The sequence below is a fragment of the Bacillus sp. FJAT-27445 genome, from assembly GCF_001510665.1.
Classification (GTDB): Bacteria; Bacillota; Bacilli; order Bacillales; family Cytobacillaceae; genus Bacillus_D.
The window spans coordinates 328,949-342,166 of sequence record NZ_LMTI01000003.1 but is presented as its reverse complement, the minus strand read 5'-3'; the positions used below and the strand labels follow the sequence as shown (position 1 = coordinate 342,166).

Sequence of the window (13,218 nt, the reverse complement as noted above, 5' to 3'; positions counted from 1 at the left end):
TGTGGAGATTTCTACTTTTTTATGTATATATTTGGCGAAAGAACCATTGAAATACCTGGGTTTACTGGAAAAACATTCATATATAGGAAGATTTCATTCAAAATTTGGACATAATTTATTTTCAATTTGTAAAATTCCGAAGTTTCATCCAAATTCAAGAAGTCCAGGCTATGGAATTTAATGTGACATCCTTTTATAATCTTCAAGTTTCAGAGTTAGTCTCGGATCATCACCGATGACTTCATCGTTTAGGTCCTTTGCTTCGGTCGAGGCAAACTGATTCTAATTACCTACTAGACATTGATATAAGAAGTAACTAGCCCCTTTTTACTGGATAACAGGTAACAGTTTCATATAAAAAGTAACACCGGATTTATCTTAAGTATCTCTTTCGCTTGGAAAGTGCCCCAAAAATCGACATTTTTTTAAAAAATGGTTTGAATTATTGTTTCGTATGGTAAAATATTCTGTACTAGGACACTCTTTGGAGGTTAAGTGATGAAGAAAAAAGCAGCAGCCACTTTTGCGACAGTTGCCATTCTTTCAATGGCCTATTCCTCAAGCGCCTCCGCATCTGAACTATACACAGTAAAGAAAGGCGATACGCTTTCCGGAATCGCCGCAAAAGCGAAATCAAGCGTGGCTGATATTAAAACAATAAATAAATTGACCTCCGACCGAATCTTCCTTGACCAAAAACTTTTTTTGCCAGGCCCGGCAGTAAAAGCACCTGCCGAATTAAGCCAAGCTGGAAAAGCCACATCGGCGAAGGCAAAGACCTATATAGTCGTAAAGGGCGACTCATTAAGTGCTATTTCAGTTAAAACAGGCATTACAATCGGAAACTTGAAATCATTAAACAACCTAAAAGGCGATATAATCTATATTGGCCAGGTTCTAAAACTTGAGGCTGCTTCCACGGTTGCGGTAAAGCCGCCAACACCGACAAAGCCAGCCGACCAAGATAAAGCCACGGCTCCGCCGCCACAGACAAACAAACCTGAACCTCCTTCACAAACCATCCCGGAGAGCCTTGGAGTTTATGTTGTTGTAAGCGGAGATACACTCGGTAAAATCAGTCTGAACTTTAGAACCACAGTGGAGGATTTAAAGGGAATGAATGGTCTGGCTTCGGATATGATTCGGGTCGGCCAGGTGCTGAAGGTCCCGGCTACCGTTGAAACTGCCCAGCCCGCCACCCCTTTAGATGGGGATAAGAGCTTAACGGCAGCGGTTATTACCTTCGGAAAAAGCCTGGTCGGTACTCCCTATGTATGGGGCGGATCAACCATTGAAGGGTTTGATTGCAGCGGATTCATTTATTATGTATATAACCAGGCGGGTAACCAGCTTGTCCGACACTCGGCAGAAGGGTATTACAACCGGTCCTATGAAATTGATAAACCAGTTGCCGGAGATCTTGTATTCTTTGAAAATACATACAAAAAAGGAATCTCGCATATGGGCATCTACCTGGGGGACAACCTCTTCCTCCATGCCGATGCAGTTAAAGGTGTGACGATTACAAGCCTTGATGACCCATATTACAATTTACGCTTTGAGAGTTTCAAGCGGTTCTATTAAACTAGGAATTTTTTTATATCATTAAGTTATTCGAACAGGCACCCAAGGGTGTCTTTTTTCTTATGTTGGGAAACCTCTTGTTTTTTCTCCATCCAAGTTTACAAAATAGCTTGGAAAAATTATACTATCAATAGGATATACTGACTATTTCTATATTGTTTGCGGGACTTTCAGTTGGTTTAAAATGCCATTTTATCGGAGGAGAGTCATGAACAGTCAAATGAAGTATTTAGGCTGGAAAGTTAAAGAGCTTAGCGGTGAAGTGGCTGATAACTTGGACTTGCCCCGTAACGCAAATAAATACAGCGACCTCTATAGCCGGCTTGATAACCCCCGCTATATGAAAGGATACCTATTTTATCTGCTGGGGGAGTATCTTGCGGACCAGAGCCCTTCCTATAAGGAAGATCTTTTTTCCTTCGCAAATTTATTGGGTAGAAAGTCGGTAGGCGTAAGCGGCTCGCTTGATACGAGCATTGGCCTTTTAAATGAAACAAAAACAGCGATATTCGAACTTATTGAAAAAGAAATTGCAGCAGGTTCCATTACAAGCAGGGATCTATTTGAAAGCATTAAAATTCTCGACCCCCTTTATCACGCAGTACTTTCTTCCGTCGTTACCCATTATAACGACATTCTTTCGACGACGAGATACGCCCTTGATGAATCCGCGGAGGGCTTAAAGGTTACCCTTAATGAACTTGCGGAGCTTAAGATGGCTTTGAATGAAGCGACTATATTTGCAGTAATGGATGAGAATGATAGATTCATTTATGTGAACAGAAAGTTTTGCGAGGTTTCAAAATATACAAAGGAAGAATTGATTGGCAGTACAGCTGCTATACTCTTCTCTGGGTACCATCCAAAGGAGTACTTTGAAGAAGTTTGGGAGGATATTGGCCGCGGAAAGGTCTGGAATGGTGAAATCCTGAACAAGGCGAAGGATGGCACAACGTACTGGGTCGATACCACGATGGTTCCTTTCATTGATAATAAAGGAGAAAAATATAAGCACATCTCCATCCAATACGATATTACTGAGAAAAAGCGGACAGAAGAAACACTGCAAAAAGCCGAAAAGCTTTCAATGGTAGGCGAGCTTGCCGCAGGCTTTGCCCATGAAATCCGTAATCCGCTGACCACGATAAAAGGTTTTGTTCAGCTTCTTACCGAGACAACAAATGAAACCGTTTTCACGAAAACAATCCTGGATGAGATTGATAGAATCAATTCAATTGTCAGCGAGTTTATGATTTTCGCCAGGCCGCATCAAGCTGATTTTTCCAAGTGCAATCTTGCTTCAATTTTGCAAAGTGCTGCAAGATTCCTGGAACCTGAAGCCTTGCTTAGGAATGTTATCCTCATTACCTACTTCCCTAAGGAAGAGATTTTTATTTCCGGTGAGAAGAATCAACTGAAACAGGTTTTCCTTAATATCCTAAAAAATGCGATTGAATCGATTCCAAACGGAGGCATTGTAACCATTTCAATTGAAGAGCGGGACAAAGAGGTTTCTGTCAAAATTGAGGATACAGGAATCGGCATGACAGAAGAGCAGTTGAAAAAGCTGGGTGAGCCCTTCTTCACCACTAAAGCTTCCGGAAACGGGCTGGGCCTGATGGTTAGCTATAAAATCATTCAGGATCACAAAGGCCGTATAAATGTTGAAAGTGATGGCCCTAATAGAGGAACCGCATTTATTATTACATTCCCATATAAAAACTAAACTGAGGCTTCGCGAGGCCTCTTTTTCATTTTTGTATTCTTTAACACCATCTTTGAGATTACCCCGCTGGCTAATCCCCGTTCTTTCTTTAAATTCTTTTCGCCACCCTTCACGTTTCTCCTCACTCATTCGGCAAGCCTTGCATTTTGGTGGATTGAAACAGGTAAAAGCCTGTCCAATTTACTCCGAATTTGCTGGACGAATCTTCGTTTAGCCCTAAAAGAATCGCGGTAAAGGAAGATTAAGTAAATGAAGCGCTAAACCAGGTGGAATCTTCAAATTTTGGAGGCTCATCGCCTATAAATAAGGGGAGTTGAGAGGATGAAAATCAAGGCTGGGAATTGGAGCAGATTAACCTTACAGGAAAAGTTGTTCATTTTGCGGGCGATTAGCTATCGATCGTCCAAACTTAAGTTTTAAAGGGGATACGGTTGTACCCCTTATTTTTTTAAAAAAGTTTGACATAAACATTTAAAAGCACCCGGTGCCAAAATTGGCCGCCGGGTGCTTTGTTAATTAAGCTGATTTTTTGCCCTGTCCAGGGGTTTCCCCGGACTGTCCAGGAGGATTGCTTCCACCCTGTCCAGGCGTGTTGCCAATCTGTCCAGGAGGAGCATTTTTCTGCTTTTTCTTAACGACGCCATCCTTGTCTAGGTGGTACCACCAGCCGTCATACTCCGACCACTTGTCAGTCTGCTGGACGCCTTCCTCGTTAAAGAGGTAAGTCTTGCCGTTAATTGTGACTGGCCCGACCTGCATGACGCCATCTTCATTGAAGTAATATTTGGAACCTTCAATGGTTTTCCATCCTGTTGTTCGGGCACCATCTGATGCTGGATCGAGATAGTATTTCTTGCCATCAAGCTCTAGCCATCCCGTAACCTTTTTGCCTGCCTCGTCATAGTAGAACCATTGGCCGTTTTCCTCAACCCAGCCGGCCACGATTGCCGGCGGCTCTTCCCCAGCAATAATCCGCCCTTCGACTGTTGGTGAAATTGGGCTGTTCTTTTCGATATAGGAAGCTAGGACTTCGAAATCGACGACGAACAATTCATTGATACGGCCTTCATCCTTGGCTTTCTTAAAGGATGTGTAGCCGTCTCCGCCATCGGCAACGAATGCATTTGTTGCGACGCGGTATGTTTTGCCAAGATCAATGGCTTCGTATTTGTCGCCATTCTTCACTTCTACACTCCAAACACGGTCGTATGCCGGCTTAGCAGGGTCGTACTGGAAGCGGAGTCCTGAAACCTGTGGGAACTTGCCCTGCTTCGTTTCTACCTGTGAAACGCCATTTTCGAGCGCAGCCCAGATTTCCGCGCCTGTTAGTTCTAGGGTAACCAGTTGGTTCTCAAATGGCATTACTTCAAGAATTTCTCCCAGGGTGATATCGCCTACGTCAATGGAAGCGCGGATTCCACCGCCGTTTTGAATGGCAATCGTTGTTGGCAGCGACTCATTCGCCTTAGCAGCCATCGCGTCAGCAATCATGTTGCCGAGGTTTGTTTCCTTTGAACGGACATCATCACGGACACCGTTTAATGGAACAGTTGTGTGTCCAACTACCTGTTTCCTTAACTCGTCAAGCGGAGCTCTAAGCTCTGCAACGCGTGCTGCAGCCGCAGGGTCTGCCGCGTAATTTTTCAGTTCGAGCAGGATGCCGTTATGAGCTGTAATGACTCCGTTCTCGTCAAAAGAAACGTCAAGCTTGCCGAGATAATTCAGGTATTCGTTCGCCTGGACAATCAGCGTTGGCTCTTCTTTTTGCACGAGGATAGGCTTGTCCAGTTTTGTATGAGAGTGGCCGCCAACGATAACGTCGATGCCATCCACTTTCGCAGCGAGATCCTGGTCAGGCACATAGCCATGGTGGGAAAGGGCAATGATTTTATTGACCCCTTGCTCCTTCAGGGCAGCGACTGTCGCTTTCGCTTTTCCGATTGCATCATTGAAAACAATCTCATCGGCCGGATTGGCAAGGTATGTCGTATCGGTCGTTGTCAGGCCGAAGATTCCAACCTTTTCACCGTCGATTTCCTTGATGATGGCCGGATAAACTTTACCGCCTTCAGCATTTGCAGTAATTGTATTTTCAAAAAGCTTACCAAGCACAGCGTCTTTGCTGACATCAACGTTTGCGCTTACAATCGGGAAGTTCGCCTTAGATATAAAATTTGCCAGAGTTTCAGATGTTTTATCAAATTCATGGTTTCCGAATGTCATTGCATCATAGCTTAGCAGATTCATAAATTCAAGGTCTGCAAGTCCTTGATATTGCTTGAAGTACAGCGTTCCGGAGAACACATCGCCCGCATCGAGAAGCAGGTTATTCTTTGCCTGGCTGCGGATTTCATTGACTGCAGTCACAAGCTTCGGATACTGCTCGACATGCGCGTGGCTGTCGTTCACGTGCATGATAGTAAGATCAAGTGGTTTAGGGCCTGCAGGTGCCGGAGTCAGGTCAATTTGAGCCATAAGCGGGTCGTGGTCGCTGACTCGTCCCTGTGCCGCTGAAAAGTCTGAGTTCAAATGAACGATATCCAGTACAGCAGAGCCTGCCAAACGGTTGCAAACGAGCATATGGTCGAGTACCTGGGCATTGCCCTGATAGTTGTACGTATAGCGTTCTGGCTGCGGTACGCTTTCAATCAGATTGGTAAGGTCATCGCCTTTCAAAACTTCAAGCGGCTTGGAGAATTCAAAATCATTCAGGTCGCCAAGGACAACCACATTCGCTTCCGGATTTTTTGTTTGGACATCGGAAACGAAGTTGTTGACGATTCTCGCAATTTCAAGGCGCTGTGCCTCACTGCCAAGTACCGGCGGCTGATTTTTTCCGAAAATCGGCTGGTCCCCGCCCTTGGAGTTGAAGTGGTTAGCAATGACAATCACTTCTTCGCCGTTAAAGACGAACTCGGCTGCAAGCGGCTTTCGGCTTGAATTGAAAGCTGAATTTGTCGGTTCAATACGGCCAGGATTAAGGGTAAGTGAGCCATTTTCATATTTTACAGCCTGGCTCGCTGTTCCTTTAGGAGCACCTGTTGCCAGCTGGACCCTCTCTGGATTGTAGAGGTAGCCGACACGGATGTTCCCACCCGGTTCGCCGCCATCCTTCAGGTTTTCAGGCGCGATATCGGTCCACTGGTAGGCTGGACCCCCGGCTGTTTTTATCGCATCAATTAGAGCTTGATAGTTTTTCGACGCATCAGTGGTTCCATCATTCGTTGAACCATTGTTGTCCTGGACCTCGACAAGGCCGAGGATATCAGGCGAGTTCAGGTTTTTCACAATTGATTCAGCAATCTTCTTTGTTTTATCAACTTCAGAAGCGCGGTAGTTTTCCATATTATAAGTAGCTACTGTAAGCTTGTCCGCTTCTTTTTTAATGGTCGTTGTTTCGCGTGTTAAATTGCCTTCGACTAACTGAGGCAGGCTTGCCTTATCCGTCAGAAGTTTGTAATTTTGGAATCCGTAGCTGACAACCCCGGTAACGGTGCCGTTAAAGCTGTCACCAGTCTTGTTCACGTAGTCCTTGTCCCCCATCAGGATGTGCATCCGTTCAGGGTTCGCATTGTCCTTTGTTAAAATTGTCCCGCCTGCAATCGTGTAAGGCTTACCTTCCACCTTACCGGCAATGACAGGGATTTCTCCATACTTCTGCGGAGCGGTTGCAGTTGGATTTTCAATTGCGACACGCATTCCTTCAATGCTTTCATAAAAGTCGATTCCGTCCTCATCCGGGTCGAAAGTCCCGAACTTGTCATTATCGATAACTTCCGACGGAGGGAAGATGTCTTTTCCGATTACTAGTGCTGCCGGAAGTGGCTGGTTCTTGCTAATAACTGATACGGAAGCCCCTGTACCTGCGGCATTTAGCTCTGTCATTGCCAGGTCTGTTTGCAGTTTATCAGAATAGCCGTCGAGCACCCATTCCTTTACCAGCCCATCAACGGATACGAGATCGCCAACTTTTACATTATGGGTTGGTTTATAAACCAGAATGCCTTCGGAAGTATTCGGATCGGTATCGGGTGTTACGGATTGCATATAAAAATTGCTTGCATCCACTACATACGTAACAATTCCCCGTACGCCTTTTACGTTTTGGTCTTTATATGGTGATTCATGTGAGCTTCCTTGAATTTGGTGAATCTTCAGCCCTTCCGGAGATGGTTCCGGATCAGGTCCGGTTTCTCCAACGAAGCTCATCGCAGTTGGAGATTTCAGGCCCGGAACGGTGAAATACGCTTCCAGTGAGCCTGTGACAAGGATTTCCTTACCTTGGTTGATAGGATTGGACTTCAAATTAAACTTTGTCCGGAAATCTCCGGAAGGAAGCTGTACCGGCAAAATTTTAGCCGGGTCCCTTTCAGTTGCGGAGTCAGCAATCGCAATATTGGTATCCCCATCAAATGGAGCATCAAAATCGTAGCTTTTCGTTCCCTTGGTGAATGCAACAATATACCCCTTAACTGTTGCTGTCCCCTTGTTATTCGCAATCGCCTGAGCGACTGTTATATAGTTTTCTTCAGCGCCTGCTTTGCCAGCATACGGAAAAACCGTGCCAGCCAGCATGGTTAAAATGGTTGTTAAAATGAACAGTTGCCTTTTTAATGCTTTCAAATCGTGTTGCCTCCTTTTTATACCAAATTATTTTGTCTTCTATGCCCTTGCTGGAATAGAGATTGCATACCGCCGGACAAATATGGTAAAGGTAACACTTATCCCCTCCCGGATACTGATTTACTCAATTCCACGTCCCATTTTAGCCTACTAATAGTAATACGCCTATAGGGCAAAGTTCATAATTATTGTAAATATTCCAATTTTTTGTCGACTAAATTCCGCAAATTCCTTGCCTCTTCTCCCTCCATTTTCCTATTGGCCACTCAGTATTGGTAAGATGCTGCCTGAAAACGCTTTTTCCCGTCATTATTTGTTGAACGATTCTCTATTCAGTTTCCATGGAGGAGAAAGTATAGTGAAGGTGTTGGCAGAAAGTTGGTGTTTGCCGAAATATGAATAAATGAACAAGACGGGAGTGAACTTTGATGAAAATTCAAGTGAAAAGCTGGAGGATGCTATCTGCGGAAGAGAAGCAATTTTTATTGAAGGTGCTCAGCAACCGTTACAAGTGATAGAACGGATCTCCAACTATAAGGATGAATGAAGGCAGTGGAATCCCGCCGCCTTTTTTAATTGCTTAAAAAACCCCCTGCTTCGCTTTTGAAAAAATCTTCGAGAACACCCATTATTTTGCCTCTATGGGTGAAAATACTATATGATAACTTATAGAGTATGAAAAAGGGGATTGTGTATATGAAGGATGAATTGCGGTATATTGGCGAGAAGATTATCGAAAATGATCATTTGATTGCCAAGAATGTCACGGATATCCTGGACAAAAATGATACATTCCGACTGCCTAGCCATGAAATTACCCTAGAGAGAAAGATGGGTTTTTGCGCGGAATTAATTTCTTATTTCGGTGAAGCATTAACAGGGAACAGAGAACCAGTCTTTACCAAGGTTGAGAATTGGGGAAAGAAAGCCGCGGAAATTGCTATTCGCTACCAGGTTTCCTTGACGGATTCGCTGCGCAGTATATCGTTTTTCCGTACGGTGATTTGGGACGTATTTTCCGACGAACTTGAGGAAAAGCAATTTGCGGCAATTACGATGCTTGATGTCTCCAAAATCATCGATCCGCTTCTTGACCGGATATCCAGTATCATCGGAGAAGAATTTGAGATTCATACCAACAGGCTGATGGATGTAGCGTATACCGCGCTTGAAGAGCTTTCCGTACCAGTGGTTCCAATTGTGGAAGGCATCGCGGTTGTCCCGCTGGTTGGATCGATTGACACAAGGCGAGCAAGATTAATCATGGATGTATCTCTTGCGGAGAGCACCCGCCTGAACGCCAGGCAAATCATTTTTGATATTTCCGGAGTACCTGTCATTGATACGATGGTTGCCGACCAGTTGTTCCAGATATTCAACGCGCTTAGGCTGACCGGGGTTGAAGCGGTGGTCACGGGAATCCGCCCGGAAATTTCACAGACAATTGTAAGCCTGGGCCTTGATTTTAGCCAGATTAAAACACGGGCCACGATGCGCCAGGCATTAAGCGATTTTGGTGTCCAAAAATGAATCATGAGGCGATGCCAGTCTCCATTTTAGAAAATAGTAAAACGCCTGCCCAAATTGGGGCAGGCGTTTGATTTTGTTGTTTGGCTATGGCTCGCAGCGCGCCTATTCGCCCATCTTTATGCTTGTTTCCTGGAAAGCCGCTTTTTTCCGGGTGCCCGTTTCAATTGCCCAAGCAAGTATTAAAACTCCGGAGAAAAGTAGGGCAGCCCATTCAAAATAATACCATTGAATCGTCATCAGGATATCATACACGGAATGAACGGCAATCAACAGCCAAAGATTTCGGGTCCAAAGCAGCAACAGGCCTAGTATGAGCCCCATATCCGTAAAAGTGGCAATCGTTCCGACCGTCACGCTCAATGGCTGGGGGTTCGCAAGAGTGTGCCCAATTCCGAACAAAAGCGAGCTTATAAAGAGAGCCGCCATCAGGAAAACTTCCTCTGGCCATTTCGCCCATTTCTGCGGAAAGATTCTTTTAACTAGCAAAAGGAAGAGAATCATATACGAAATGCGGTACACTTCTTCAAATCCCGCCAGAGTATCGGAGAGAAAATCATAACCGGCAAGATCAAACCATTCCAAAACCGGGTTAACGCCCGCGTCCTCCCCGGTGATCCCTTCCATCCCGCTTTCGATGATGGAAGCGGACTCCTCTACATATTCCGTATAGCTTTGGTTAAATTCCGGGTATAGAATATTTGAATAAAAATTAATGACGATTGCCCCTAAATAAAATAGCAAAAAGACAACTGCAAATTGGGAAACAATCTGCCTCTTTGGAACACTTGCCCCAAAACCGAAATATGGTTCGCTTTCCATACATGAAAGCATGCCTCCAGTTTCTTGCCTATCTGCTCTCTTTCGCGAAAGAGCAAACCTAGGATGCAGCTTCCAGGCCAAAAAGATGGAAGCAACCATGATTAAATTATAAAAGTCCGAGAAAAAATAGCTGTACCTTGATAAATATAGAACTGCCTCAGATCCGACTGTGACCAGGAGCATTAACACGAAAAGCCGTTTCGAAACCGGCTGTACAAGATCATTAATCAAGTTTTCTCCCCGCTCTGAATTAGATTGTTTTGGCCTGAATCATTGCTCAGGCCTTTTTATTTCATATCCTGGGCAACTTCTAGCTAGCCAGCAATCTAGCCAGAATAAAGCCGAGGCCGTTCACAACAAGGAGAAACAACCCGCATCCAAGCACCCATTTTCTATTGAATTCCATAAGTAGCTCCTTATCTTATTTTCCACTACTTTACCATAAGTTAAAGCTTCAAGCATTAACATTTTTCCGTTCCTAAAAAGCTATTCACACAGTAGTTTCGACAGTGCAAAAGTCAATCAAACGTTTGAATGAATTCTTTGTTTTCCTTGCTACAGGAGCAATTTTAACAGAAAGCCATTGCAATTAAAGTCGAAAATTCTCCTTAGTTAAATTTCTCTCATTCAATTCATTTCAGCTGCCCTGTGGTTCCAGGGCAGTTTTTTTGCGGTGAAATGACTAGTGGAATTTAGCTATCTATATAGTAGGCGTCTGACACCGACTAGACGGATAAACAAATTTTAGCAATTTATCACTAGCCACTATTGGGATATGACTAGCAAAATAAGGCTATCTCCTATTCGATAAAATTAGTAGGGGTCTGGCCCCCACTAGATCCACAACCAATTAGTAGCCATTATTCACTAGTCACTATCGGGATGCGACTAGCAAAATAGGACTACCTCCATTCGCAAAAATAGTAGGGGTCTGGCCCCGACTATTTGCACTTTTACAATATAGTAGTATCCCACTAGTTATCCGTAAGCGTTCACCCCTCCAAGGAAAGCATTACCGATGTTTCAACCAAAAAAACTGCCGGCTAGCCCGCCGGCAGTTCCACTTATTTCGTGTCTTCTTTTATTTCAAGCAATTTCTGCCTCAGGCCGGTTTCCATCAGAGCGAGGTCATGTTCGGCCTGGCGACGCTTGATGCGACCTTCTTCCTGGATACGGAGTGTTTCCTCGAGTGTGGAAACAAGGCTTTCCTGAGTGCGCTTTAATGTTTCAATTTCGACAATGCCGCGTTCGTTTTCACGTGCTGTCTCAATTGTGTTGGTCTTCAGCATCTCGGCATTTTTAAGCAAAAGCTCGTTTGTGGTCTTTGAAACCTGCTTTTGGGCTTCGACCGCATGGCGCTGCCTGATTAACGTCAGGGCGATGGCGACCTGGTTCTTCCAGAGTGGGATGGCGGTCATAATGGATGACTGGATTTTTTCCGCGAGCGCCTGGTTCGTATTTTGAATCAGCCGGATTTGCGGCGCACTCTGGATTGTCATCTCGCGGCTAAGCTTCAAATCGTGGACCCGCTTATCGAGCCGATCGGCAAACTGCAGCATGTCGTTGACTTCCTGGAACTTCATCTGGTCTCCCGAAGCCTCGGCATCCTTCTTCATTGCAGGTATGACCTCACGCTGCATCTCCTCATACTTCAATTCACCAGCAGCAATATATACATTCAACGCATTGAAATATTCCTTATTATACTCATAGAGCTTTTCAAGCATGGCGATGTCGGCTAGGAGAGCATTTTTACTCCGATCCAGCTTTACGGATATCCGGTCAATCTGGGCTCCGGTTTTTTGATACTTGGACAGCACCTCCTGAATGGAGTTGGACATTTTTCCAAACATCCTGGAAATTAGTGATTTTTTCCCCTCGCTCAGTTCATCCGGGTTCACATCGGACAGGCGTTTCATCAACTCGTTAATGATTTCCCCGATTTCACCAACATCCTTCTTCTGGACATGCTCAAGCATCGTATTCGAAAAGGTAAGCAGCTTTGACTGGGCCTGTGTCCCGTAGGAAATCATCGCCTGGTGGTTTTTCGGGTCAATCTGGCTTGCGAGCTGCAAAGCCCTCGCTTTGTTTTCTTCGGGAAGTACATCAATCAAGCGGACCTGCTTCCCCTCCCCTGCAATAGGAGCCGGTGTGATTGCTTCGTTTTCCTTCGCCCCGAATGGGTCCGACAATATATCATCCAACAAATGATTCGTATTCATGGAAGCTGAATTGTTCTCGTTCATTTGAACCTCCTGTTTTCTTCAATGAATTTGGTGCTTTTTTGATTTTCAAGCGCCTGCTTCGCCACGTCAATTTCAAAATCGAGCGTGTCGATGTCATCCTTAATGATATGGTACAAATCCTGTTCGACTGCCTCAGCCAGACTGTCGAGTGTACGCTGTGTTTCATGAAGCATCAATTCCAGCTCTACGTTCCGCTTCGGCTGGGAGGATAGAAAGGCATATTTTTCAGCTAGCTCAATCAGCGAGTCGAGGTGGGAAAAATAAAAACGCTCGGCCTTGTAAAAACGCCTCGGTTCATCCTTTGTCAATTTGTATATCTTCTTCGTTACCCTTAATAAGTCAACCCGCTGCTTCAGGGACGGAAGATTTTTAATCGAAAAAAGGGCTTTGTGAAGGCGGCTGATTTTCCGCTTCCCTTCTTCTAAATTTTGCTTAATATAACGATATTCCTTCCGGCTCAGCCGGTGCTGCTTCAAAAACTGCGAATTTGTATACATGCCTACCGTTTTGTATGCGGTGAGCCCCCCGGCAACGGATATCCCGGCAGACAGCGCCCAACCAGCTTCAAACCCGAAAACACTGACAAGTCCGGTGACAAAGGCCGTCGGGACAGCGATGGAAGTCCGTAATAGAAACGATAAAAATGGATTCATATCAATATCGACTCCTGACTCTATTGATCCTGTACAG

Annotated in this window: 7 protein-coding genes; 3 read left to right on the top strand and 4 right to left on the bottom strand. The window is 44.8% G+C overall.

The window, feature by feature from the left end; genetic code table 11:
- Positions 1-498 precede the first annotated feature (498 nt).
- Together AR337_RS10145 and AR337_RS10140 are read left to right on the top strand one after the other, a co-directional pair.
- Positions 499-1,584, top strand: coding sequence for a LysM peptidoglycan-binding domain-containing protein (locus tag AR337_RS10145; RefSeq protein ID WP_059171897.1), 1,086 nt, complete (start codon positions 499-501; stop codon positions 1,582-1,584).
- Between the two features lie 208 nt (positions 1,585-1,792).
- On the top strand, positions 1,793-3,310 hold the full coding sequence (locus AR337_RS10140; protein ID WP_059171896.1) for an ATP-binding protein: 1,518 nt from the start codon (positions 1,793-1,795) through the stop codon (positions 3,308-3,310).
- A 516-nt stretch (positions 3,311-3,826) separates the two neighbouring features.
- On the opposite strand, the gene AR337_RS10135 is transcribed toward AR337_RS10140, so the two are convergent.
- Entirely contained in the window at positions 3,827-7,933 is a 4,107-nt protein-coding gene (locus AR337_RS10135; RefSeq protein WP_059171895.1) for a 5'-nucleotidase C-terminal domain-containing protein, read from the bottom strand.
- Between the two features lie 696 nt (positions 7,934-8,629).
- On the opposite strand from AR337_RS10135, the gene AR337_RS10130 reads away from it, so the two are divergent.
- Positions 8,630-9,463 carry an STAS domain-containing protein gene (locus tag AR337_RS10130; protein WP_059171894.1) on the top strand — a complete coding sequence of 278 codons (834 nt, stop codon included), beginning with the start codon at positions 8,630-8,632 and terminating at the stop codon, positions 9,461-9,463.
- A gap of 102 nt (positions 9,464-9,565) precedes the next feature.
- Here the strand turns inward: AR337_RS10130 and AR337_RS10125 are convergent, their stop codons facing one another.
- From AR337_RS10125 to AR337_RS10115, 3 genes are all read right to left on the bottom strand, one after another.
- The gene (locus AR337_RS10125; protein WP_059171893.1) at positions 9,566-10,513 is read right to left on the bottom strand and encodes a CPBP family glutamic-type intramembrane protease; all 948 of its coding nucleotides are present in this window, start codon (positions 10,511-10,513) and stop codon (positions 9,566-9,568) included.
- A gap of 833 nt (positions 10,514-11,346) precedes the next feature.
- Complete coding sequence (locus AR337_RS10120; protein ID WP_059171892.1) at positions 11,347-12,528, bottom strand: toxic anion resistance protein; 1,182 nt, start codon at positions 12,526-12,528, stop codon at positions 11,347-11,349.
- Positions 12,525-13,181 carry a 5-bromo-4-chloroindolyl phosphate hydrolysis family protein gene (locus AR337_RS10115; protein WP_059171891.1) on the bottom strand — a complete coding sequence of 219 codons (657 nt, stop codon included), beginning with the start codon at positions 13,179-13,181 and terminating at the stop codon, positions 12,525-12,527. The genes AR337_RS10120 and AR337_RS10115 overlap by 4 nt, the downstream gene beginning before the upstream one ends.
- Positions 13,182-13,218 lie beyond the last annotated feature (37 nt).